This is a genomic window from Ensifer sp. LC384 (assembly GCF_001695865.1).
Taxonomy (GTDB): domain Bacteria; phylum Pseudomonadota; class Alphaproteobacteria; order Rhizobiales; family Rhizobiaceae; genus Ensifer.
This window is the reverse complement of the sequence record NZ_MBST01000090.1, coordinates 1-320: the sequence shown is the minus strand read 5'-3', so window position 1 is coordinate 320 and position 320 is coordinate 1. Positions and strand designations below refer to the sequence as shown.

At 65.3% G+C, this 320-nt stretch carries 1 protein-coding gene; it reads left to right on the top strand.

Annotation, left to right across the window (positions count from 1 at the left end; all coding sequences use genetic code 11):
• A partial coding sequence (locus BC363_RS33105) for an isocitrate/isopropylmalate family dehydrogenase (protein WP_244519999.1) occupies positions 1–320 on the top strand: 320 nt, incomplete at both ends.

Below are 320 nucleotides of genomic sequence, written 5' to 3'. Positions count from 1 at the left end.
ATGGCCAAGGCGCTTGCCGCCGATGCCGTGCTGTTTGGCGCCGTCGGCGGTCCGAAGTGGGATGCCGTGCCCTATGACGTCCGTCCGGAAGCCGGTCTCTTACGGCTGCGCAAGGACCTTGAGCTGTTCGCCAACCTGCGCCCGGCGATCTGCTACCCGGCCCTTTCCGCCGCCTCGTCGCTGAAGCCGGAACTGGTCGAAGGCCTCGACATCCTGATCGTGCGCGAGCTGACCGGCGGCGTCTATTTCGGCGAACCGAAGGAAATCATCGATCTCGGCAACGGCCAGAAGCGCGGCATCGACACCCAGGTCTACGACAC